This window comes from Phytohabitans kaempferiae (genome assembly GCF_042433955.1).
Classification (GTDB): domain Bacteria; phylum Actinomycetota; class Actinomycetes; order Mycobacteriales; family Micromonosporaceae; genus Phytohabitans; species Phytohabitans kaempferiae.
In genome coordinates this window covers 134,329-156,689 of sequence record NZ_JBHLUH010000073.1, presented here as the reverse complement: position 1 = coordinate 156,689, position 22,361 = coordinate 134,329, and the positions used below count along the sequence as shown (strand labels likewise).

Annotated in this window: 21 protein-coding genes and 1 pseudogene; 15 read left to right on the top strand and 7 right to left on the bottom strand. The window is 71.7% G+C overall.

Annotated elements, in window-relative coordinates:
• The first annotated feature begins 14 nt into the window (after positions 1–14).
• Positions 15–1,214 (top strand): radical SAM family heme chaperone HemW, encoded by a 1,200-nt coding sequence (gene hemW, locus ACFFIA_RS33870; RefSeq protein WP_377259011.1) that lies wholly within the window; start codon positions 15–17, stop codon positions 1,212–1,214.
• 281 nt (positions 1,215–1,495) lie between these two features.
• Here the strand turns inward: hemW and ACFFIA_RS33865 are convergent, their stop codons facing one another.
• Positions 1,496–2,119 (bottom strand): DUF4870 domain-containing protein, encoded by a 624-nt coding sequence (locus tag ACFFIA_RS33865; protein WP_377259008.1) that lies wholly within the window; start codon positions 2,117–2,119, stop codon positions 1,496–1,498.
• 251 nt (positions 2,120–2,370) lie between these two features.
• Between ACFFIA_RS33865 and hrcA the strand changes: the two genes are divergently transcribed.
• The 3 genes from hrcA (at position 2,371) to ACFFIA_RS33850 (ending at position 5,339) form a co-directional block, all read left to right on the top strand.
• The gene (gene hrcA / locus ACFFIA_RS33860) at positions 2,371–3,393 is read left to right on the top strand and encodes a heat-inducible transcriptional repressor HrcA (protein ID WP_377259005.1); all 1,023 of its coding nucleotides are present in this window, start codon (positions 2,371–2,373) and stop codon (positions 3,391–3,393) included.
• Positions 3,394–3,430: 37 nt separating this feature from the next.
• A complete protein-coding gene (gene dnaJ / locus ACFFIA_RS33855; protein ID WP_377259148.1) occupies positions 3,431–4,564 on the top strand; it encodes a molecular chaperone DnaJ in 1,134 nt (377 codons plus the stop codon).
• A gap of 61 nt (positions 4,565–4,625) precedes the next feature.
• The gene (locus ACFFIA_RS33850) at positions 4,626–5,339 is read left to right on the top strand and encodes a 16S rRNA (uracil(1498)-N(3))-methyltransferase (protein WP_377259002.1); all 714 of its coding nucleotides are present in this window, start codon (positions 4,626–4,628) and stop codon (positions 5,337–5,339) included.
• 33 nt (positions 5,340–5,372) lie between these two features.
• Here the strand turns inward: ACFFIA_RS33850 and ACFFIA_RS33845 are convergent, their stop codons facing one another.
• A complete protein-coding gene (locus ACFFIA_RS33845) occupies positions 5,373–7,820 on the bottom strand; it encodes a beta-glucosidase family protein (RefSeq protein ID WP_377258999.1) in 2,448 nt (815 codons plus the stop codon).
• Positions 7,821–7,977: 157 nt separating this feature from the next.
• Positions 7,978–8,766 (bottom strand): S1 family peptidase, encoded by a 789-nt coding sequence (locus ACFFIA_RS33840; protein ID WP_377258996.1) that lies wholly within the window; start codon positions 8,764–8,766, stop codon positions 7,978–7,980.
• 166 nt (positions 8,767–8,932) lie between these two features.
• Here ACFFIA_RS33840 and ACFFIA_RS33835 point away from each other — a divergent pair, with 166 nt between their 5' ends.
• From ACFFIA_RS33835 to ACFFIA_RS33800, 8 genes are all read left to right on the top strand, one after another.
• Positions 8,933–9,286: a histidine triad nucleotide-binding protein gene (locus tag ACFFIA_RS33835; RefSeq protein ID WP_377258993.1), complete on the top strand. Its 354-nt coding sequence runs from the start codon at positions 8,933–8,935 to the stop codon at positions 9,284–9,286.
• A 17-nt stretch (positions 9,287–9,303) separates the two neighbouring features.
• Positions 9,304–10,650 carry a serine hydrolase domain-containing protein gene (locus tag ACFFIA_RS33830; RefSeq protein ID WP_377259145.1) on the top strand — a complete coding sequence of 449 codons (1,347 nt, stop codon included), beginning with the start codon at positions 9,304–9,306 and terminating at the stop codon, positions 10,648–10,650.
• 195 nt (positions 10,651–10,845) lie between these two features.
• The gene (locus ACFFIA_RS33825) at positions 10,846–11,895 is read left to right on the top strand and encodes a PhoH family protein (RefSeq protein WP_377258990.1); all 1,050 of its coding nucleotides are present in this window, start codon (positions 10,846–10,848) and stop codon (positions 11,893–11,895) included.
• Positions 11,896–11,922: 27 nt separating this feature from the next.
• Positions 11,923–12,390, top strand: a complete 468-nt coding sequence (gene ybeY, locus ACFFIA_RS33820; RefSeq protein ID WP_377258987.1) for an rRNA maturation RNase YbeY — start codon at positions 11,923–11,925, stop codon at positions 12,388–12,390.
• 109 nt (positions 12,391–12,499) lie between these two features.
• Entirely contained in the window at positions 12,500–13,864 is a 1,365-nt protein-coding gene (locus ACFFIA_RS33815; RefSeq protein ID WP_377258984.1) for a hemolysin family protein, read from the top strand.
• Positions 13,857–14,228 (top strand): cytidine deaminase-like protein, encoded by a 372-nt coding sequence (locus ACFFIA_RS33810; protein ID WP_377258981.1) that lies wholly within the window; start codon positions 13,857–13,859, stop codon positions 14,226–14,228. Before ACFFIA_RS33815 ends, ACFFIA_RS33810 begins: the two co-directional genes overlap by 8 nt.
• Positions 14,225–15,097, top strand: coding sequence for a GTPase Era (gene era / locus ACFFIA_RS33805; protein WP_377258978.1), 873 nt, complete (start codon positions 14,225–14,227; stop codon positions 15,095–15,097). The genes ACFFIA_RS33810 and era overlap by 4 nt, the downstream gene beginning before the upstream one ends.
• Before the next feature lie 109 nt (positions 15,098–15,206).
• The gene (locus tag ACFFIA_RS33800) at positions 15,207–16,322 is read left to right on the top strand and encodes an acyltransferase family protein (RefSeq protein WP_377258975.1); all 1,116 of its coding nucleotides are present in this window, start codon (positions 15,207–15,209) and stop codon (positions 16,320–16,322) included.
• Here ACFFIA_RS33800 and ACFFIA_RS33795 read toward each other — a convergent pair.
• A pseudogene (locus tag ACFFIA_RS33795) lies at positions 16,274–16,969 on the bottom strand (DUF4097 family beta strand repeat-containing protein); the annotation flags it as partial. The gene ACFFIA_RS33800 and the pseudogene ACFFIA_RS33795 sit on opposite strands and share 49 nt — an antisense overlap.
• 89 nt (positions 16,970–17,058) lie before the next feature.
• On the opposite strand from ACFFIA_RS33795, the gene recO reads away from it, so the two are divergent.
• Together recO and ACFFIA_RS33785 are read left to right on the top strand one after the other, a co-directional pair.
• Positions 17,059–17,805, top strand: a complete 747-nt coding sequence (gene recO, locus ACFFIA_RS33790; RefSeq protein WP_377258972.1) for a DNA repair protein RecO — start codon at positions 17,059–17,061, stop codon at positions 17,803–17,805.
• A gap of 35 nt (positions 17,806–17,840) precedes the next feature.
• Positions 17,841–18,617, top strand: a complete 777-nt coding sequence (locus ACFFIA_RS33785; RefSeq protein ID WP_377259142.1) for an isoprenyl transferase — start codon at positions 17,841–17,843, stop codon at positions 18,615–18,617.
• On the opposite strand, the gene ACFFIA_RS33780 is transcribed toward ACFFIA_RS33785, so the two are convergent.
• Together ACFFIA_RS33780 and ACFFIA_RS33775 are read right to left on the bottom strand one after the other, a co-directional pair.
• Complete coding sequence (locus tag ACFFIA_RS33780; RefSeq protein WP_377258969.1) at positions 18,607–19,527, bottom strand: hypothetical protein; 921 nt, start codon at positions 19,525–19,527, stop codon at positions 18,607–18,609. The two genes, ACFFIA_RS33785 and ACFFIA_RS33780, sit on opposite strands and share 11 nt — an antisense overlap.
• Positions 19,524–20,054, bottom strand: a complete 531-nt coding sequence (locus tag ACFFIA_RS33775) for a hypothetical protein (RefSeq protein WP_377258966.1) — start codon at positions 20,052–20,054, stop codon at positions 19,524–19,526. The genes ACFFIA_RS33780 and ACFFIA_RS33775 overlap by 4 nt, the downstream gene beginning before the upstream one ends.
• A 1,136-nt stretch (positions 20,055–21,190) precedes the next feature.
• On the opposite strand from ACFFIA_RS33775, the gene ACFFIA_RS33770 reads away from it, so the two are divergent.
• Positions 21,191–21,544: a hypothetical protein gene (locus ACFFIA_RS33770; protein WP_377258963.1), complete on the top strand. Its 354-nt coding sequence runs from the start codon at positions 21,191–21,193 to the stop codon at positions 21,542–21,544.
• A gap of 81 nt (positions 21,545–21,625) precedes the next feature.
• Here ACFFIA_RS33770 and ACFFIA_RS33765 read toward each other — a convergent pair whose 3' ends face one another.
• Positions 21,626–22,279 carry a peroxidase family protein gene (locus ACFFIA_RS33765; protein WP_377258960.1) on the bottom strand — a complete coding sequence of 218 codons (654 nt, stop codon included), beginning with the start codon at positions 22,277–22,279 and terminating at the stop codon, positions 21,626–21,628.
• Between the last annotated feature and the right edge of the window lie 82 nt (positions 22,280–22,361).

The window sequence follows — 22,361 nt, the reverse complement described above, 5'->3', positions numbered from 1 at the left end:
GCAGACTAGAGGGCATGCCAGGACCGCTCCCAGAAGGCGAGGCCGTGCCCCGCGACGGCGCGTTGCCGCCCGGCACCAGGCTGGGCGGGCGCGGCTTCGGCGTCTACGTGCACGTGCCCTTCTGCGCCAGCCGGTGCGGCTACTGCGACTTCAACACGTACACGGCGACTGAGCTGGGCGGGGGCGCGAGCCGCGACGAGTACGCGGACACCGTGCTCGCCGAGCTGGCCCTGGCGGGCCGGATCGTGGCGCCGCCCCGGGTCGACACGGTCTTCGTCGGCGGCGGCACGCCCACGCTCCTCGACCCGGACGACCTCGCCCGCATCCTCGACGCCGTCGACCGCACCTGGGGGCTTGCCGCGGATGCCGAGGTCACCACCGAGGCCAACCCCGAGTCGGTCACGCCCGCCTCGCTCCAGCGCCTGCGCAAGGCCGGCTTCACCCGGGTCTCGCTGGGCATGCAGTCGGTCGCGCCGGGCGTACTCCAGGTGCTGGAGCGGCGCCACACCGCGGGCCGTGCGCCGGCCGCGGCGATCGACGCCCGCGAAGCCGGGTTCGACCACGTCAACCTCGACCTGATCTACGGCACGCCGGGCGAGACCGCAGACGACTTCGCCGCCTCGCTCGCGGCGGCGGTGGGGGCGGGCGTCGACCACGTGAGCGCGTACTCGCTGATCGTGGAGGACGGCACGCGGCTGGCCGCCCGGATGCGCCGAGGCGACCTGCCGTACCCCGATGACGATGTCGCCGCCGACCGCTACCTGGCCGCGGAGGCCGCCCTCGGCGCGGCCGGCCTCACCTGGTACGAGGTCTCCAACTGGGCGGCGGGCCCGGCTGCGCGGTGCCGGCACAACCTCCTCTACTGGACCGGCGGCGACTGGTGGGGCCTCGGGCCGGGGGCGCACAGCCACGTCGGCGGCGTGCGCTGGTGGAACGTCAAGCACCCCTCGGCGTACGCGTCCCGCCTGGCCGCCGGCGAGTCGCCCGGTCACGCGCGCGAGGTGCTGTCGGCGGACGAGCGGCACATGGAAGACGTGATGCTGCGGCTGCGGCTGGCATCCGGCCTGCCGCTCGCCGCGCTCGACGAAGCGGGCCGGGAGGCGGCCGCACGGGCGGCGGCGAGCAGGCTGCTGGAGATCCGCGCGGGGCACGCGGTGCTGACACTCCGTGGCCGGCTGCTCGCCGACGCGGTGGTGCGCGACCTGCTGACCTAAGAAGAACACGGCTGTATCGGTCGCTGGCCGTCGAACGGCGGCCAGCGAGGTTAGCGCGACCCTCAGTTCGCGCGAATCTGACGATTTTGCAACAGGCTCTGTGGGGTCACTTTTCGCCACGCACGGGCCGGGGCGTGGTCGTGAATCGCGGCGGGTGAGGCTGCGGGAGCAGCGGTATGGACCACGGCGGACGTCGCGGTAGCTCGAATCGTCCAAGGCCCTTGGTGACAGCGAAGACCCCGGAGACCAGGTGGTCTCCGGGGTCGTGGTCTCGCTGTCTGTTACTTGATCATCGAGATGCTCATCGGGTAGCTGTACAACTGCCCGTCGTTGGCCTTCACGCCGCCGATGATGCCGAAGACGATCGCGATGATCATGGCGATCGGGGCGAGGATGAAGCCGATCAGCGCGCAGACCAGGATCCAGCTGATCACCGTGATGATCGACCAGAGTAGCTGGAAGTTGAGCGCCGCGACCGCGTGCGCGCGTACGGTCGGCGACTGGTTGCCCTTCGCCAGGAGCGCGACGAGCGGGCCGACCCAGCCCAGCGTGCCGCCGCCGACGAACGCACCGGCCGCGCCGCCGAAGTGGGCGACCAGCGCCCAGGTCTTCTCGTCGTTGGTGGCGTAGCCGGCCGGCGCCGGGCCAGCCCCGTAATAGCCGCCGGGCGGGCCCTGCGGCGGATAGCCGGGCGGCGGGTAGGAACCACCGGGCGGGGGGTAGCCCCCCGGCGGCGGGTAGCCGGTGCCGCCCGAAAGTGGCGGTTCACTCGGTGGGGGTGCGTAACCGGGAGAGGGAGCCTCGCCCGGCATCGAGTAGGACGCTGGGGGTGTCGGCGGAGAGTGCGGGTCCGGTGGCGTGGCGCCCGGCTCGCTCTCTCCGGGAGGGCGAGGTGGTTCAGTCATGGGGGTCACGGTAGGGGTACGGCTCAAGCCGCGCCACACAACACTCTCAAGAAGTCCCGGATGAACCCATTTCGACCAGCATCGTCCTGTGGCAAGGCTCTCCGCGCGGGGCGATGACGCGCCGCGAGGTGGGGCGGAAAAAGGTTCATAGCGCCCAAAGAGATCATCGCGGTGGCCGGGGGATGCGACGTAGACTGGCACTCGCTACAGTCGAGTGCCAGTCCTCTCATCTGGTGCGGCAGGGGGTGACAGTGAGTCTCGATGACCGCAAGCTCGACGTGCTCCGTGCGATCGTCGAGGACTACGTCGCCACTCAGGAGCCGGTCGGCAGCAAGGCTCTGGTCGAGCGACACCAGTTGGGCGTCTCGCCCGCGACTGTGCGCAACGACATGGCCGTGCTGGAGGAGGAGGGCTACATCCGACAGCCGCACACCAGTGCCGGTCGGGTCCCCACCGACCGTGGCTACCGGCTCTTCGTCGACCGGCTCTCCCGGGTCAAGCCGCTGAGCCCGGCGGAGCGGCGGGCGATCGAGCGGTTCCTCGCCGGGGCGCTCGATCTCGACGATGTGGTGCATCGCACGGTGCGGTTGCTGGCTCAGCTGACCCGGCAGGTCGCCGTGGTGCAATACCCGAGCCTGACCCGCTCCTCGGTGCGCCATCTGGAGCTGGTGCCGATCTCCACCACACGGCTCATGCTCGTGATGATCGCCGACACCGGCCGGGTCGAGCAGCGGCTGGTCGAGCTGCCCGCGCCCGTGCAGGACGACGCCATCACCGACCTGCGTCGGATGGTCAACGAAAAGCTCGTGGGCAAGCGGCTGTCGGAGACGCCGCCGCTGGTCCAGGCGCTTGTCGAGGAGGTCGCGCCGGACGACCGCGCCACCATGGCCACCCTCGCCTCAGTGCTGCTGGAGGCGCTGGTCGAGCGGCACGACGAGCGGATCGCGCTCGCCGGCCGGGCCAACCTCACCCGGGGTGGGCTGCTCGACTTCCAGGGCTCGCTGCGCCCGATCCTCGAGGCCCTCGAGGAGGAGGTCATCCTGCTCAAGCTCCTCGGGGAGGCTGACGCGGACACCCTCCGGGTCCGCATCGGCGACGAAAATGAGATCGACAACCTGCGGTCCACCTCGGTTGTCAGCACTGGATACGGTCCAGGCGCCACAATCGTGGGTGGTCTCGGTGTCCTCGGGCCGACGAGGATGGATTACCCCGGCACCATCGCCACGGTGCGCGCCGTGGCACGCTACGTAGGCGATCTGTTGGGAAACAATTAGCCCGGGACAGCGCGAGAACATGAGGACACGGAACGCAGTGGCCAAGGACTACTACGGGATTCTCGGTGTGAGCCGAGAGGCATCCGACGATGAGATCAAGCGCGCCTACCGGAAGCTGGCCCGCCAGTACCACCCGGACGTCAACCCGGATCCGGATGCGCACGAGAAGTTCAAGGACATCAACGCCGCCTACGAGGTGCTTTCCGACGACCAGAAGCGGCAGATCGTCGACCTGGGCGGCGACCCTCTCGCGCCCGGCGGCGGTGGGCCTGGCGGTGCCCCCGGCGCGGGTCCGTTCGTCGGATTCCAGGACATCATGGACGCGTTCTTCGGCACGGCTGCCGGGGCGCGCGGGCCGCGTTCGCGTACACGGCCGGGGGCCGACGCGGTCCTGCGGCTGGAGCTCGACCTGACCGAGACCGCGTTCGGGGTCGAGGCGCCGATCACGGTCGACACCGCTGTGCTCTGCACCACATGTTCCGGTGCGGGCACCGCGGCGGGCACACACCTCGCCACCTGTGAGGCGTGCGGTGGGCGCGGCGAGGTGCAGTCGGTGCAGCGCACGTTCCTCGGCCAGGTCGTCTCGTCCCGCCCCTGCACGGTCTGCCAGGGCTACGGCACGGTGATCCCGCACCCCTGCGCCACGTGCGGCGGGGATGGCCGGGTCCGCACCCGCCGCTCACTGACCGTGAAGATCCCGGCCGGGGTCGAAGACGGCATGCGCATCCGCCTGGCCCAGCAGGGCGAGGTCGGCCCCGGTGGCGGCACGGCCGGCGACCTCTACGTGGAGATCCACGAGCGGCCGCACGACGTCTACTCCCGCAAGGGCGACGACCTGCACTGCCGGGTCACGGTCCCGATGACCGCCGCCGCCCTCGGCACGCGCCTGACGATCAAGACGCTCGACAGCGAGGAGCAGCTCGACGTCAAGCCCGGCACGCAGCCCGGCGCCACACTGCGGCTGCGCGCCCGCGGCGTGCCCCACCTGCGTGGCACCGGGCGGGGCGACCTCTTCGTCCACCTCGACGTGCGTACGCCGACGAAGCTCGACCCGGAGCAGGAGCGGATCCTGCGCGAGTTCGCCAAGACCCGGGGCGAGGAGGTCGCCGAGCTGACCAAGCAGGGCGGCTTCTTCTCGCGCATGCGAGACGCCTTCAACGGCCACGCGTGAGTGAGCGCGGCGCGCGGCGCTCACCCGCGACGGCGGTGAGCGAGCGATCAATGGCGGCGACGTGACGGTCCCGCTCTTCCTGGTCGCCGAGCTGCCGTCCGGGCCCACGTGCGTCCTCGACGGCCCGGAGGGGCACCACGCGGCCACCGTCCAGCGGTTGCGCGCCGGCGAGGAGCTGCTGCTCGCCGACGGGCGGGGCGGCACGGCCACCGCCGTGGTCACCGCCGCCGGCCGGGGCAGCCTCGACCTCCAGATCAAAAGCCGGGAGTACGTTGAGCCGCCCGACCCCCGCGTGGTGGTGATCCAGGGCATCGCCAAGGGGGAGCGGGGCGAGCTGGCAGTACAGGCGATGACCGAGGCCGGTGTCGACGAGATCGTGCCCTGGGCCGCCGCCCGCTCGGTGGTGCGGTGGCGCGGCGAGCGGGGCGACCGGGCCCGCGAGCGCTGGGTCGCCACCGCCCGCGAGGCCGCCAAGCAGGCCCGCCGCCCGTGGCTTCCGGTGGTGGCCCCCGCCGCCACGACCCGCGAGGCGGCCGCCCGCGCCACGCTGGTGCTGCACGAGGAGGCCAAGGAGCGGCTGACCTCGGTCGAGCTGCCGCCCGCCGGCGAGATCACCCTGGTGGTGGGCCCCGAGGGCGGCATCGCGCCGGAGGAGCTGGCCACCTTCGAGGCGGCCGGCGCCCGCGCGGTGCGCCTCGGCGACGCGGTGCTGCGCACCTCCACCGCCGGCGTGGCCGCCCTCGCCGTGCTCGCGACCCGGCTGGGGCGCTGGTAGGACCGGCTGGGGCGCTGGTAGGACAGGCCCTGGCTAGGGCGCGACGGTCAGCTCTACGGTGCGGCGGCGGTCGGCCACGCTGTGCCCAGCCTCGATCAGGTAGGTGCCGGGCACCGTGCGCCAGCCGGCGTCCCACACCTGGAATGCCCGCTCGGGCAGCGGGATCCGGGCCGTGACCGTCTCGCCCGGCTCCGCCTCGACCGCCGCGAAGCCGGCGAGCCAGCGGCGCGGGCGCTCGGGGTCTGGCGTGGACGGCCCGGCGTAGAGCTGCACGACCTCGCGGCCCGGCCGCACGCCGGAGTTTCGCACCGTCACCACCGCTACGCCGGCTTCGATGGAGAGTGACTCGTACGCCCACTCGGTGTAGCCCAGCCCGTGCCCGAACGGGAAGAGCGGGTCGGCCGGCTCGGCCCGGTAGCCCACGAAGACGCCCTCGTCGTACGGCAACGCGCCGCCGACCGGCGTGACCGGCAGCGCGTCGGCGTCGCGGCGGGGCCAGGTGGTGGGCAGGCGACCGCCCGGCTCGGCCAGCCCGAGCAGGACGTCGGCGAGCGCCCGGCCCGCCTCCTGCCCCGGAAACCAGGTGAGCAGGATCGCGGCGACCTCGCCCGCCCACGGCATCAGCACGGGGGAGCCGGCGTTGACCACGACGACGGTACGCGGGTTGGCGGCGGCGACCCGGGAGACCAGCTCGTCCTGCCGGCCGGGCAGCGCGAGCGTGGTGCGGTCGAAGCCCTCCGACTCGACCTCCTCGGTCGTGCCCACGACCACCACGGCGACGTCGGCCTCCGCCGCGGCGCGGGCCGCCTCGTCGAGCAGCGCCTCCGGACCGGGCGCCGGCGGGGCGTGGCCGATCGCGAACCACACGAAGCCCGGATTGCCGCCCCGCTGGGTCAGCACCACGTCGACCGGCTCGCCCTCGGCCAGCTCCACCGGAAAGCGGCGCTCGTCGGCGCCGCGGAACACGTCGGACTCGTCGTGGTCGCGGTAGATCGGGCCGTCGAAGAGGACGCGGCCGCCGGCCGTGAACACGAAGTCGCCGAAGCCGACGGTCGCCAGCTCGTGCACCCCGCCCGCGGCCGGGGTGAGCCGGGCCGAGAGCGAGATCTCGGCGATCTCCTCCGGCGCCACGCCGGGCGGCGGGGCGCCCATCCAGCGCACCGTGGCGGTCGGCAGCGAGGCGCGGTGCAGCTCCCGGCCGTCGGCGGCGCGGAGCACGGCGGTGATGTCACACCACTGTGGAGCGGTGGCGACCGGGACCCGGCGGCGCGGGTCGGCGCCGACCGAGTAGGTGACCGTGGGGAGGTTCATCATCGTGGCGTACGCGGTGGCCTCGCCCGCCGCCAGCGTCGCGGAAGGCGTCGAGGCGGCGACGAGCGCCGCGGTCAGCCCGTCGAGCGGGGAGACGACGCCGGCCGGCCGCACCAGCGCGCTCCCGCCGCCCTGCACGCGGGCGTCGGCGGCGAGCGCGCCGGAGACGGCGACCGTACGCAGCCGCGCCGCGTCGAGGGGGAGCAGGCCGCCCTCGTTGCGTGCCAGTACGAACGAGCGGCTGGCGATCTCCCGCGCGACCTCCGCACCGTCGAGTGTGGAGGGCCGATCGGCCTCGTCGACCGCGGGCGGCGCGCCGTCGAGGATGCCGACCCGGGCGGCGAGGCGCAGCACTCGGCGTACCTTGTCGTCGATCGCCTCCTCCGGGACGGCGCCGGAGCGGACCGCGGCGACCAGCGCCTCGCCCCAGGGGTCGCCGACCGCGGGCATCACCACGTCGAGCCCGCCGTTGGCGGCCGGCGCGGTGGAGCGGGCCGCGGTCCAGTCCGAGACGATCACGCCGTCGAAGCCCCACTCGCCCTTCAGCACGCCGATCTGCAACTCGCGGTGCTCGGTCATGGTGGTGCCGTTGACCGTGTTGTACGCCGCCATCGCGCCCCACGCCCCGGCCGCCACGATCCGCTCGAACGGGGCCAGGTACAGCTCGCGGAGGGCGCGCTCGCCGACCCGAACGTCCACTGTGAACCGGTCGGTCTCGGCGTCGTTGGCCACGAAGTGCTTGACGGTGGTGCCGACGCCCTGATCCTGCACGCCGGCCACGTACGCCGCGCCGATCTCGCCGGTCAGCAGCGGGTCTTCGGAGTAGCACTCGAAGTGGCGGCCGCCGAGCGGGCTGCGGTGCAGGTTGACGGTCGGGGCGAGCAGCACGTGTACGCCCTTGCGGCGGGCCTCCTGCCCGAGCAGCCGCCCGGCCGTGCGGGCCAGCGCCGGATCCCAGGTGGCGGCGAGCGCGGTGGGGCTGGGCAGCGCGACGGACGGGTCGTCGGGACGCCAGCCGATGCCGCGCAGCCCGATCGGCCCGTCGGACATGACCAGCGAGGCCAGGCCGATCTCGGGGATGGCGGGGAGGGTCCAGAAATCCTGGCCGGAGAGGAGCTTGACCTTGGTCTCGAGGTCAAGGGCCCGCAGAGCTTCCTCGATGACCCGCATCGCTCGATCTTAGGGCGGCGGCGCGGAGTTCGCCCCTGGGGAAACGGCGAGCGGGGCGTCCCGCATTGGGACGCCCCGCTCGGGCGGTGGGGGTCAGCCGCCCACTGCCGCCGCCCGGTCCGGCCTACCCACATCGGCCGCCCGCTCGGCCCTCATGTCATCCGCCGAGGCTCGCCGCCGCCGACTGGATCGCCGAGGCGAACGTGCTCACCTCGGTGTACACGCCGGGGAAGTTGGGGCGCGCGCAGCCGTTGCCCCAACTGGTGATGCCGACCTGGATCCACGCGTTGCTGGCGTCCCGGCGGAACATCGGGCCGCCCGAGTCGCCCTGGCAGGTGTCGATGCCACCGGCGGTGTAGCCGGCGCAGATCTCCTCGGCCACGATGACGTCGCCGCCGTACATGGCGTCGCAGCTGGCGTCGCTGACGAACGGCACCTGCGCTTTCATCAGGTAGCGCTGCTGCGCCCCGCCCTCGCGGGTCGCGCCCCAGCCGGCGACGGTGAAGGTGCCGCTGTTGTTCGCGGTCGTGGTCGCGATCGGCAGCGTGGCCAGGCCGGTGACCGGGCTGGCCAGCCGGATCAGCGCCCAGTCGCGGCCGACGCCGTTGTAGCCCGGCGCCCGGTAGACGTAGTTGGAGCGCACCTGGATGCGGCTCGACGACTGGAGGTCGACGACGCCGAGCGTCGCCGTGATGCTGGTGTTGGTGCCGGTGCGGCCCACGCAGTGCGCGGCGGTGAGCACCAGGCGCGGGCTGTAGAGCGCCCCGCCACAGCCCATCGACAGCCGCACCATGAACGGGAACTCGCCCTGCGCGGCTCGCGTGCCACCGACCACGAACGGCGTGATGTCCGTCGCGGCGGCCGGCGCGGCCGGTACGGCGACGGTGAAGCTGCCCACCGCCAGCGCCGCGGCGATCGCCCCCACTGCTTTGCGCCAGTGAACCATGAATCCTCCCCACACGGATGGCGCACCTTGTGAGCGCGCGCATGTCACGGATGCGGGGAGCGTACGGACAGCAATTTAGAGATGGCAATGAGTCGATGGCATCCCAGCTACGTCATACCTTCCGGGTCATCCCGGCCAGGAAGTGCCGGGACTACGATCGGCGGACGTGACCACTACCGACTGCCTCTTCTGCAAGATCGTCGCTGGCGACATTCCCGCCGCGAAGGTGTACGAGACCGACACCACGCTCGCCTTCCGTGACATCGGTCCGAAGGCTGCCGTGCACGTGCTCGTGATCCCGAAGGCACACCACGCCGACCTCCCCGCGCTCGGCAAGGCGGACCCGGCGCTCGCCGGCGAGGTGCTGGCCGCGGCCGGCGCTGTGGCCGAGGCCGAAGGGCTGCTCGACGGCGGCTTCCGGGTCATCTTCAACACCGGGCCGTACGCCGGCCAGGAGGTCTTCCACGTGCACGCGCACGTGCTCGGCGGTGAGCCGCTGGGCCCGATGATCGCGAAGTGAGCGCCGAGGGAGCCCAGATGTCGAAGAAGCTGGCCACGATGGTGCGGCGCGTGCAGGCCGAGGCGCGCGTACCGGCGCTGGCGGCGGCCCTGCACCGCGCCGACCGGCCGCTGTGGGAGCACCAGGTCGGCCCGGCCGGGGCGGAGAGCCAGTTTCGCATCGGGTCGGTGACGAAGACCTTCACCGCCGTACTCGTGCTCCAGGCCCGGGACGACGGCCTGCTCGACCTCGACGACCCGATCGGCCGCCACCTCGACCTGCCCGCGTACGGCGACCTGCCGCTGCGCCGCCTGCTCTCGCACACGTCGGGGCTCCAGCGCGAGCCGTTCGGCGACGTGTGGGACACGCTGCTCGCGCCGGACGCCGACCGGCTGCTCGCCGAGCTCGACCGGGCCGAGCGCGTGCTGCCGACGGCCCGGCGCTTCCACTACTCCAACCTGGGCATGTCGCTGCTCGGGCACGCGGTGGCCCGGCTGCGCGGGGGTACGTGGGGCGAGGTGCTCGAAGACCGCGTCCTGCGCCCGCTCGGCCTCTCCGCCACGACCGTCCAGCCCACCGACCGGGCGGTGACCGGCTACCTCGTGGAGGCGTACAGCGACCACGCCAAGCCCGAGCCGCCCACCGACTTCGCCGGCGTGGGGCCGGCCGGGCAGCTGTGGAGCACCGCCGGCGACATGGCCCGGTGGGGCGCGTTCCTCGCCGACCCGACCGCGCTCGACCCGGACGGCGCGGTGCTCGCCGCCTCGACTCTGGACGAGATGCGCTGGCCGCTCACGACGACCGACGAGACGCTGTGGAGTGCCGGCTTCGGGCTCGGCCTGATCCTGGTGCCGCAGGGCGAGCGGATCGTCCACGTCGGACACGACGGCGCGATGCCGGGCTTCCTCGCCGGTGTGTACGGCCGCCGCCCCGCACCGGCCGGGCTCGGCGACGGCACGCCCCGCGCGATGGGCTGTGCCGTGCTGGGCTCCTCCGGCACGGCGGTCGCCACCATCGAGCTCGCCCACCGGCTGCTGTCCGCCGCCGTGGAGGAGGACCCGGCGGAGGTCCCGCCGTGGACGCCGGGCGAGCCGGCCCCGGAGGCGTACCGGTCGGTGCTGGGCCGCTGGTGGGGAGAGGGCTTCGAGTACGTCTTCTTCTGGCGCGACGGCGTGCTGCGGGCCCGGGGCGCGGACGACCCGCCGACCCGCCCGCCGGCCGTCTTCGCGCCCGAGCCGGGCCACCCCGACGTGCTGCGTGGCGTCTCCGGGCGGGAGGTCGGCGAGCTGCTGCGCCTCACCCGCGCGGCCGACGGCACCGTGGTCCGGATGCACTGGGCGACCTACCGCTTCACCCGCGACCAGCAGACCTTCTCCGGCGACTGACGGTGCCCGCCCCGGTCAAGGTGGGGTATCGATGGTTTTGTCCGGTTCGAAAATTCCCTGACCACCGCGTTCCCGCGCGGAAATGGGCGCGGTGGTCAGGGCGTTGAGCCGATACGATGGAGCAGTTCCGCACGTCGTGCCACCGGGCGCGACACTGAGACCGAGAGCAGGTGGCGTTGGCCCACGGGCCGATCTATGACCACGACATCCCCCTCCGGGCAGACCCACGTGCAGACCAAGATCACGGTTCCTAACTCGCAGATCATGGTGAACCTGCTCGGTGCCGGGGATGAGATTCTCCGGCTCATCGAGCGTTCACTCACGAGCGACGTGCACGTGCGGGGTAACGAGATCACCGTAACCGGGGCGCCGGCCGACAACGCGCTGGCCGAGCGCCTATTCACTGAGCTGCTCGAGTTGATCGAGAAAGGTGAGACACTGACCACCGATGCTGTCCGGCGTACCGTCGGCATGCTCGAGCAGGGCACGACCGAGCGGCCCGCCGAGGTCCTCACGCTCAACATCCTCTCCCGGCGCGGGCGCACCATCCGTCCCAAGACGCTCGGGCAAAAGCGCTACGTCGACGCGATCGACGGGCACACCATCGTCTTCGGCATCGGTCCGGCCGGCACGGGTAAGACGTACCTGGCCATGGCGAAGGCCGTGCAGGCGCTCCAGGCCAAGCAGGTCAACCGCATCATCCTGACCCGGCCGGCGGTCGAGGCGGGCGAGCGGCTGGGCTTCCTGCCCGGCACGCTCTACGAGAAGATCGACCCATACCTGCGGCCGCTCTACGACGCGCTGCACGACATGCTCGACCCCGACTCGATCCCGCGGCTGATGCAGGCCGGCACGATCGAGGTCGCCCCGCTGGCGTACATGCGGGGGCGCACGCTCAACGACGCGTTCATCATCCTGGACGAGGCGCAGAACACCACGCCCGAGCAGATGAAGATGTTCTTGACCCGGCTCGGCTTCGGCTCCAAGATCGTGGTCACCGGTGACATCACGCAGGTCGACCTGCCCGGCGGCACCACGAGCGGCCTCAAGGTCGTGCGGGAGATCCTGGAGGGCGTGGAAGACGTGCACTTCGCCCAGCTCTCCAGCTCCGACGTGGTGCGCCACCGGCTGGTCAGTGACATCGTCGACGCCTACGCCCGGTGGGATGCCGAGCGCGAGACGCAAAATGGCCAGGGCGTGCACGCCGTGCCCGGCCGCACCGCCCGCGCCGGCCGGCGCCGCTAGTCCGAAGGTTCCCTGGGGGAAAGCACGTTGTCCATAGAGATCGCCAACGAGTCCGGCGTCAACGTCGATACCGACGCCGTGATGGCGGTGGCCCGACACGCGCTCGACGAGATGGGCGTAAACCCTCTCGCCGAGCTCTCCGTCCTGCTCGTCGACATCGAGTACATGACGGAGCTCAACCACCGTTGGATGGGCAGCGACGGCCCGACCGACGTGCTCGCGTTCCCGATGGACGAGGGGAGCGTCGACCACGGCCCGGGCGAGGCCGGTGCCGGTGAGCCGGCGCTGCTCGGCGACATCGTGCTGTGCCCGGAGGTGGCGGCCAAGCAGGCGGCCACCGCCGGCCACTCGGCCGCCGACGAGCTGCACCTGCTGACCGTCCACGGTGCGCTGCACCTGCTCGGCTACGACCATGCCGAGCCGGAGGAGGAGCGGGAGATGTTCGCGCTACAGGCCCGACTGCTGTCCAGCTGGCGCGCCTCCCGAGTCAAGTGAGCGGCCACACCGGCGGAGCCCGGGTCCGGGGTGGTCCTTCGGGGCCGCCCGGGATGGCGTCTCCTCCAGCGCCGCGCGCGCAAGCCAACCAGGGGAGACCGTGAGTGCCGTGCCGTTAGCCGCGGCCGCCGCCGGGGGCGGTGGCCTACCCGACCTGCAACTGCTGATCTTCGCGGCCGGCCTGGTGGTGCTGGCCGGCATCGTGGCGATGACCGATGCCGCGCTCGCCGCCGTCTCGCCCGCCCGCGCCGCCGAGCTCGCCCGCGAGGGGGTACGCGGGGCGAGAGCGCTCCAGATCGTCGCCTCCGACGTCGTCCGCCACCTCAACCTTCTCCTGCTGCTGCGCCTCCTCTGCGAGCTGACCGCCACCACGCTGGTCGCGCTGGTGGCGGTCGACACGTTCAGCGCCGGCTGGACCGCCGCGCTGGTCACCGCCGGCGCGATGACCGTGGTCAGCTTCGTCGTCGTGGGCGTCGGCCCCCGTACGATCGGCCGCCAGCACGCCTACGCGGTGGGGCGCGCGACCGCGCCGCTGGTGCGCTGGCTGGGCCGGGCACTCGGCCCGCTCGCCTCGCTGCTGATCCTGATCGGCAACATGGTCACGCCGGGCAAGGGCTTCCGCGAGGGGCCGTTCGCGACCCAGATCGAGCTGCGCGAGCTGGTCGATCTGGCCGAGCAGCGGGGCGTGGTGGAGCACGGCGAGCGCCAGATGATCCACTCGGTCTTCGCGCTCGGCGACACGATCGCCCGCGAGGTGATGGTGCCGCGCACCGAGATGGTCTGGATCGAGTCGCACAAGTCGCTGCGGCAGGCGCTCGCGCTCTTCCTTCGCTCCGGCTTCTCCCGCATCCCGGTGATCGGCGAAAGCGTCGACGACGTGCTGGGCGTGCTCTACCTCAAGGACGTCATCCGGCGCACTCAGAGCGGCGACCCGGGCGCCGAGGCCGCCACCGTGGCCGAGGTGATGCGCGAGGCGCGCTTCGTGCCGGAGTCCAAGCCGGTCGACGACCTGCTCTCCGAGATGCAGGCGGCCCGCACGCACGTGGTGATCGTGGTCGACGAGTACGGCGGCACCGGCGGCCTGGTCACCATCGAAGACATCCTCGAGGAGATCGTCGGGGAGATCACCGACGAGTACGACGTGGAGCGCCCGCCGATCGAGCGGCTCGACGGGGGCGCCGTGCGGGTCACCGCCCGCCTGCCGGTCGAGGATCTCGGCGAGCTGTTCGGCGTCGAGCTGCCCGACGACGAGGTGGAGACGGTCGGCGGCCTGCTCGCCCAGGCGCTGGGTCGCGTGCCCATCCCGGGCGCACAGGCTACGGTGAGCGGGCTGCACATGGTGGCCGAGGGCACGACCGGCCGGCGCAACCGGATCGACTCGGTCCTGGTCCGCCGCGCGGAGGCGCGTGACACGTCCACCGGTGACGTCCCCGCCGAAACCCCCGAGCAAGAGAGGCAAACCGCTGATGCCTGAGCCGGCCGGCGCCCCCGTCGGCGCCCCTGCCGACCTGGACGCCGAAGACACCAAGCTGGTCGTGCTCGCCCGTGGCGCGCGAGCCCGGATCGGGGCGGTCGAGGGCGCGGCGGTGCGCGACCAGGACGGCCGCACGTACGCGGCGGCGAGCGTCTCACTTCCCTCACTGACGGTCACCGCGCTCCAGCTCGCGGTCGCCTCGGCCGCGGCGGCGGGCGCGACCCGTCTCGAGGCCGCGGCGGTGGTGACCGAGGCGTCCACTCTGGACGGTGCGGGGCACGCCGCCGTCCGCGACCTCTCCGCCGACGCGCCGGTGCACGTGGCCGGCCCGGATGGCAAGCTCATCGGCACGGTCGCCGAGTGAAGGCCGGTTTCGCCTGCTTCGTGGGTCGGCCCAACGCCGGCAAGTCCACGCTCATGAACGCGATCGTCGGGCAGAAGATCGCGATCACGTCCAACAAGCCGCAGACCACGCGGCACGTCATCCGCGGTGTGCTGCACCGGGAGGACTCGCAGCTCGTACTCGTGGACACGCCCGGCCTGCACCGCCCGCGCACGCTGCTGGGCGAGCGCCTCAACGACCTGGTGCGGCAGACCTGGAGCGAGGTCGACGTGATCGGCCTCTGCATCCCCGCCGACGAGGAGATCGGCCGGGGCGACCGGTTCATCACCGGCGAGCTGGCCGAGCTGAAGGCCGCGGTGATCGCCGTCGTGACCAAGGCCGACCTGGTCGACAAGAAGCGCCTCGCCGAGCAGCTCGTCGCGGTCAGCCAGCTCGCCGACTTCGCCGAGGTGGTGCCGGTCAGCGCGGTCTCCGGATACCAGGTGGAGACGCTGGTCGACGTGATGACCACGTACCTGCCGGAGTCGCCCCAGCTCTACCCCGACGACATGCTCACCGACGAGCCCGAGCACGTGATGATCGCGGAGCTGGTCCGCGAGGCGGCGCTGGAGGGCGTACGCGACGAGCTGCCGCACTCGATCGCGGTGGTGGTCGAGGAGATGATCCGCGAGGGCGGGCTGACGAAGGTCTACGCCGACATCTACGTCGAGCGGACCAGCCAGAAGGCCATCGTGATCGGTGCCCGGGGGAGCCGGCTCAAAGACGTCGGCACGCGCGCCCGGGGCGAGATCGAGGCGCTGCTGGGCACGAAGGTCTACCTCGACCTGCACGTACGTGTGGCGAAGGACTGGCAGCGCGACCCGAAGCAGTTGCGCAAGCTCGGCTTCTGATGGTTTTGTGCGCTATGTCACCCAGACGTTTCCGGTCGTACGGGTTTATCCGTTGGTTTGCGGGGTAGGGCGGTAACGCCCCCCTGCTCTCCGGCCCCCGATTGGACCCATGCGAAACAGATACGTCGATCTGCTGCGCGCACTGGCCATCGTCCGAGTAGTCGTTTACCACACCACCCACTGGGCTTTCCTCACCGTCGCGTTTCCGGCGATGTCGGTCATGTTCGCGCTGGCCGGATCGCTCATGGCGGCCTCTTTGGACAGTCACGGCGTACGCGCGGTCGGGCGGCGGCTGCGCCGGCTGCTCCCCGCGCTGTGGGTCCTGGCGGCGGTGTTCGTACCGGCGATGGTGCTGACCGGCCTCACGGTGAACTGGCGGCTGCTCCTCTGGGGACTGCCGCTGCTCGACCCGCCCGCCAACCACTGGGGCGCGCTCGTCCTCAGCGCCGTCTGGTACCTGCGCGACTACCTTTGGTTCGTACTGCTCTCGCCGCTCGCGCTGCCGCTCTTCCGGCGCTTTCCGATCCCGACGCTGGCGGCGCCGTACGTGCTGCTGGTGCTCGTCGAGTTCGACTTCCTGCCGGCGCACGCCGTGCTCAAGGACGTGGGGCTGTACTTCGGCGCGTGGCTGCTCGGCTTCGCCCACCACGACGGGATGCTGCGGCGGCTGTCGTGGCGCGTGCTGGCGCCGTTCGTCGGGGTACTGGCGGCGGCTGGCGCGGCGTGGATCATCACGCATCCCGGGCCGCGCGGCTACGACCTGAACGACATCCGGCTGGGCAACGCGCTGTGGTCGGCCGCGTTCATCCTCGTGCTGCTCGGCTTCGCGCCGGCGACCACGGCGTGGCTGGAGCGGCGGGCCGGGCTGCTGCGCGCGATCACCGTGCTCAACAGCCGCGCGCTCACCATCTACCTGTGGCACATGCCGATCGTCATCGGTGTGGCGACGGTCTTCACGCTCGGGGTGAGCGCGCGGTTGGCGGTGGTGACGCTGCTGGTGGGGGTCGCGGTGGCGCTCTTCGGCTGGGTCGAGGACGTCTCCGCGCGGCGGCGCCCGGTGCTGCTGCCCGGCGGGCGCCACCGCACGGATCGGGGCCTGCCTCACGCCTCCCGGAGCGTGATGTCGCCGCTGCCGGTCTCCAGGTCGAGCAGAAATTCGCCGGAGGGCGAACTCGTCGCGCCGAGCACCTTCTCGCCGGAGCCGGTGCGCGCGTCGATGCGGTAGGAGCCGGCCGGTACGGACACGTCGACGTTGCCGCTGCCGGTGTTGATCTGCACCGCACCGCTCCTGGCCAGCGTGAGCGTCACGTCGCCGGAGCCGGCGCGGACCGCGTTCTTCGTCCCGCCCAGGCGGCGCGCGTCGATGTTGCCCGAGCCGGTGCGGACGTCGAGGCCACCGGCCACGTCGACGATCGTGATGTCGCCGGAGCCGGTGTGCACCTTCACCGCGCCGGACGCCTCCGTGATGCCCACCTCGCCCGAGCCGGTCCGCAGGTCGACGGTGGAGACGCCGGTGAGGGAGACGTCGCCCGAGCCGACCTCGCCGCGGACGGCCACGTCCTTGGGCGCCGTGATCTCGTAGTCGACGCTGCACATGCGCCCGCACTCGAGGTCGATCTGGAGCACCTCGCCGGTGATCCGGTACGCCGTGTCGGGCTCGTCGCCGGTGTAGCGGACGACCCGCTGGATGTCGACCTGCTGAGTGTCGGTGGCGCGGATCGTGACGTTGCCCGCGCCTGGCTCGATGACGATCTCCTTGATCGCCACCTCCTCGGTGTTGCCGTAGTCGAGGCGGGTCTGCGCTACGCCGGAGCAGCCGACCAGACCGGCGGCGGCGACCAGGACCACGGCGAGCAGCTTTCGGGGATCCATGATGAGAACGCTACGGGCGGGACCATCCGGGACACATCAGGAGTGGTCACCGAGGCGACCCTGATTACAACGTAGGGGAGAATGAGGCGATGCCCGGATTTCGCCGCCCGCTCTACCGCGATGACGCGGTGGTGCTGCGCGTGCAGAAGCTGGGCGAGTCCGACCGCATCATCACGCTGCTGACCCGCCGCCACGGCCGCGTGCGGGCGGTGGCCCGAGGGGTCCGCCGCACCACGTCCCGCTTCGGCGCCCGGTTGGAGCCTTTCGGGCACGTCGACCTCCAACTCGCCGAGGGCGCCTCGCTGCACACGGTGAGCCAGGTCGAGGGCATCGAGTTGTACGGCAAGCGGTTCCTCGACGACTACCCGCGCTACACCGCCGCGAGCGCGATCGCGGAGACGGCCGAGCGGCTCACCCCGGTGGAGCACGAGCCGACGCTGCGCCTGTTCCTGCTCACGCTCGGAGCCCTGCGCGCGCTGGCCGAGGGGACGCACGCCAGCACGCTGGTCCTCGACGCCTACCTGCTGCGCGGCATGGGCGTCGCCGGCTGGGCGCCGGCCCTGGTCGAGTGCGCGGTGTGCGGCACGCCGGGGCGGCACGGCGCGTTCTCCGTACCCGCCGGGGGTTGTGTGTGCCCGGACTGCCGACCGCCAGGATCGGCCCATCCGGCGCCGGCCACGCTCGACCTGATGTCCGCCCTCACGTCGGGTGACTGGCGCGTGGCGGACGCCGCGGAGACGGCCAGCCGCCGCGAGTGCAGTGGGCTGGTCGCGGCGCATTTGCAGTGGCACCTCGAGCGCGCGCTACGCTCGCTGCCGCTGGTGGATAGGGGTTAATGACAGTGGTTCGATCGTTTCGACGCCGGCCGCCGATGGCGCCGACGCCGCATCCTTCCGGGGCGCGCCCGCCCGCGCTGCCCAAGGAGAGCCTGCCGCGGCACATCGCGATCGTGATGGACGGCAACGGGCGGTGGGCCAAGGAGCGCGGCCTGGCTCGGACAAAGGGGCACGAGCAGGGCGAATACTCGCTCTTCGACACGGTCGAGGGCGCGATCGAGCTGGGCATCCCGTACCTCTCGGCGTACGCCTTCTCGACCGAAAACTGGCGGCGCTCGCCCGAGGAGATCCGCTTCCTCATGGGCTTCAACCGCGATGTGATCCGCCGGCGTCGCGACCAGCTCGTCGACCTGGGCGTCCGCGTGGTGTGGTCCGGTCGGGCCGGCCGGCTGTGGAAGAGCGTGATCTCCGAGCTGGTCACCGCCGAGGAGATGTCCCGGGGCAACTCGACGCTGACGCTCCAGTTCTGCGTCAACTACGGGGGGCAGGCGGAGATCGCCGACGCGGCCGCCGCGATCGCCCGTGACGTCGCGGCCGGCAAGATCTCGCCCGACAAGGTCAACGAGAAGACCATCGCGCGATACCTCTACCACCCCGAGGTGCCCGAGGTAGACCTCTTCCTGCGCCCTTCCGGCGAGCAGCGCACGTCCAACTTCCTGCTGTGGCAGTCGGCGTACGCGGAGATGGTCTTCCTCGACACGCTCTGGCCCGACTTCGACCGGCGCCACCTCTGGTACGCCTGCGAGCTCTACGCCCAGCGCGACCGGCGCTTCGGCGGTGCGCTGCCCAACCCGGTCGCCCCTACGGTCTGAAGCGGCCGGCGGCGGCCAGCACCGCGAGCGCGTCGGCGGTGACCCACTCGTTGGCGCGGCCGGTGCCGGTGGGACCCCAGTCGAGCGGGTCGCCGGCCTTGGTGGTGAACGCCTTCTCGGCCGGCCAGCCGCCGTCGGGCAGTCGCTTCGACTCGAGCAGGTCGAGCGCGTCGGCGCACCGGGGATCGCCGATCGTGCCCGCCTCGACCATGCCCACCAGGCCGCCGAGCGCGTCGTAGTGCCAGTACAGCGGATGGTGCAGCCGGGCGAAGTCGGGATGGACGAGCGCGCCGTCGGCCCGCCGCCAGGCCAGCCTGCGAAGCAGGAAGACCTCGGCGGCGCGCGTGGCGGCGGCGCGGTCGTGCCGGGCCAGGCCGCGCATCGGCAGCAGCGTCTCCATGAACGACGAGGTCTGCGCGGTGGGGTTGCGGTCGCAGTTCCATCCGCCGTCGGGCCACTGCCACCGCACGAGGCGCTCGGTGAGCGTACGGGCGTCGCCGCCGTCGAGGATCCCGAGCGCGGTCAGGTAGCGCAGCGCGTTGCCCTGCTGGGAGGCGCAGTGGCGGTAGCGCCCCTGGACCTGGGGCACCTCGACGTCGCGCAGCCACCGGCGCAGCACCTGGTCGCGCAGCGGGTACAGGGACTCGTCGCCGGGCGGGTAGCCGAGGTCGGCCAGGGCGGCGAGGACCCAGTGGGCGCCGTGCCACTTGGCGTACACCTGCTTGGGGTTGGTGATCCGCCCATCCGCGTCGCGGGCGGCGAGCAGGCGCCGCACGCGCGGTGACTGGCGGATCGCCTCGCGCAGCTTGCGCGCGGTCGGGCCGTCCGTGGCCTCACCGAGCACCCGCGTGCGCACCTTCCACCGGATGGTGGGCTCCTCCGAACGCAGCAGGGCATCGACGATACTCACGGTCGTTTATGGTCCTCCTCTGGACGGGCGTGGGAGAAGAGGACCGGCGCGACCGGGCGCGGCGCTGGCCGGTCGGACGGGGGCGGGGGAGGTGGGGGTGGTGGCGCCGGCGGTGGTGCCGCGGGTTGGTGCTCGCCGGTGAGGACAAGCAACTCGTACGCCCGCTCGACCGGGATCCGCTCGGTGCTGATCGCGATCCGCAGCGGCACGGGGGCGGCGGCGCCGGGGAAGGCGTCCACCGGCAGGTCGAGCACGCGGGGCTCGACGCCTCGCTCGGCCAGGTACGCAGCGGCGGCCGGCGGCAGGTCCTGCCAGGCCCGGACGGTCTCGACGGTGAACCCGTGCGCGAGCCACTCGTCGGCCCGCTCGGTGACCCGGTCGGCGACGTGTTCGGGCACGACGTCGCGGCCGCCGAGATCGTCGCTGAGCAACGCGCGCGCCATCGTCGAGAGCTCCGCCACCGGCACCCACCGGTCGCGTGCCCCACGACGACGAGCCGGCAGGTCACGGCGCTCGGGGTTGGGCATACACCCATCCAAACATGATCGACACCCAGGACTCGCGAGGGGTGCCTTATCCGCGTGGTGTAGAGCCGCGACAGGCCCCTGGTACCGGGTGATACCGGGGGACATCGACCGCCGGGCATCGTGAATGTTCGGAGGGCCCACTACCGCGGGACGCAAGGTTCAGCAAGGGGGCGAAAGGCGTTCTTCAGATGCTGCGCACTCCGCGTGGGCGGATTCACGAGCGTAAGTGGCAGCCGGATACTTGAATAAGTCCTTCGATTGAGGTCCGCTGTGCGGAATATGGCTGATTGAGGGACGACGCGCGGGTGCCCGAGCTGGATTCTCGTCCTAGGTTCCGCATCGACGCGGGGCCAGACAATCGATCGAGGGAAAGGCTTTTCGTGAGATTACGCCTTAAGATCTCGGTCGCACTTTCGGTCTTTGTTGTAGGCGCCAGTGTCCTTGTCCCGGTCGCTCCGGCCTGGGCTGAGGATCCCAAGGTGCCAACTGGGCACAACTTCCCGGCTGGACCTGCCGTTGACCAATTGGCAGCGGCGGTCGGAGAGCTGGGCCGGACAAGCTACCAGGACACCTTCGCCGGGCTGCAGGTGTATCCGGCGAAAAATGCACTCGTGGTGTACGCGACGGATATGAAGCAGCCGCACAAATAGTGGCAGGTCGTCGAGGACGACTTCGAGTACACGCTCGAGGGAAATTTGCGGCGAGGCGCGGTCGGTTGGCGTTGCGATGGCTGCGCCATCGGTGACCACGGTGACAGCGGCGGGCCGGTATGGCGTACCGGTAGTGACGGAGTGCTGGAGAGCCGAGGCATTTTGAGCGCCGCATCGGGCGAAGTGGACGGTGGCTACGAATATGTCTACTGGACGGAGACGCCACGGATCCTGAGCGCCTTTGGTGGATCGCTCATTGTTTCGTAGGAAGTTAGTAGGAGGTAAGCTGAGTAAATGCGCAAACCGGCGACGAAGGTCAAGCCTCATGCGGTGTCGGGTGCGCGTGGACGCTGGATGATCGCAGGCGCTGTGGCGATTACGGCACTGGGTGTGGTCGCCGTGGTCGCGGTGACCGCGTGGTTGCCGAGACCGGGCCGGTTGGGCGAGGTGGACACGGGCACTGTCCCGTGTCCACCTTCATCAGCCATGCCCGCGATTGTGGAGGGCACGCGGTCGGGTCCGCTGGTGCCGGAGACGAGATACCTGACGGTGCGACTCTGCGGCGAGGCCGTCGAGAAGGACGGCCGGGGACCAGCGCGGGTCCTCGACGGCGACTCGTCCGCCGCACTCGTCGAACGGCTCAACTCACTCCCGGCGACGAAGTCGACCGGCGACTGCGGGTCTGAGCGAGGGCCGTTTCTGGAGCTTGTGCTGATGGGCGGCAGCGAGACCATGGTGGTCCAGTTCGACCGGGCGACCTGCGGGGTGGTGCATCGGGACGGGGTTGTCCGCTACGGCGGAGATCTTCTCGACGCCCACGTGCGGCGGCTGCTCGGCTGATGGGCTGGAGGCGGGTGCGCCCGGCCCCACGCCGAGCGCACCCACGTTTCCTGTGCCCCGCGCCCCGCCGGGGGGCGCGAGCTACTGGCCCCGACTCGCCGGGTCGACCCGCGCCCACCTGAGCAGGTCGGCCATCCGGAACGTGCCGGGCGTGGCGGACGGCAGCGTAGGCGTCCAGTTGGGCTGGAGTCGCAGGTAGCCGGCGGAGTCGAGCTGGAGCAGGCCGATGAAGACCTCGGCCACGATCCGCCCGCCGCAGAGGCCGAGCGTGACACCGTTGGTGGTCCGCTCCGCCTCGGCCAGCACGTAGTACCAGAGCGGGGTGTGGTTTTCCAACGCTACGCCGTAGCCGGCCAGCTCCTGGAGCATGAGCTGCGGATACCCCATCCGCTGGGCGATGAGCTGCCCGGCCGGTACGCCCCAGGTCATGGTGCGCAACAGGTTGCGGGTCGCCAGCGAGGTCGGCGGGTCACCGCTGGCGATGGCGCCGAGCGGCAGGTTGAAGAGCGGAGTCGAGATCTTGGTGTCGATCCGCTTGTTGGGGCGTACGTGCTGGGTCTGGTCGTCGCCGAAGTCGAAGAACGTCTGCCAGCCCACGAACCTGCGCGGAGCGCGGGCACCACCGCGTAGGTCCACGGGGTCGGCCTGTCCTTCGCCGGCCGGATCGAAGATGAAGCCGAAGAACGGGGTGCCGCCTTGCCGGAGCGTTGTGAGAACGGGCCATATATCGGCCAACCTGGATTGCTACCAGATTCTGGAACCGCTCCCACAGGGCGCACAGGCCCCCCAAGGGGTTTCCGACCCGAGGCCTCTCCGG